This window comes from Mesorhizobium sp. M1A.T.Ca.IN.004.03.1.1 (assembly GCF_003997555.1).
GTDB lineage: Bacteria > Pseudomonadota > Alphaproteobacteria > Rhizobiales > Rhizobiaceae > Mesorhizobium.
The window spans coordinates 1-253 of record NZ_RZTV01000712.1; the positions used below are offsets into that span (position 1 = coordinate 1).

The 253-nt window shown below is 50.2% G+C and carries 1 pseudogene; it reads right to left on the minus strand.

The window, feature by feature from the left end:
* Positions 1 to 253, minus strand: a pseudogene (locus EOD29_RS36365) (hypothetical protein); the annotation flags it as partial.

A 253-nucleotide genomic window follows, 5' to 3' on the forward strand; every position in this document is an offset into this window, starting at 1 on the left:
GAGAAGGCCCCCGCGAACGCCCTCATCGCCAGGCGTTTTGCTGCACCGGGCTCAATATGAACCATGCCTTTTACGTATGTGCGAAGATCCTGCTTGTGCTTTTTCATCCATAGAGAGACTTGCTTCTTTTCCTCCTGGGTGTGCTCGTGGTCATCTTCTTCAGCCGTCAGACTGAGAAAAACGAATTTTTCCTTCCGTGCCAGAAGAGCTTCAAATCTTTCGAAATCTTCCGTGTGATCATGCTCTGGCTCTG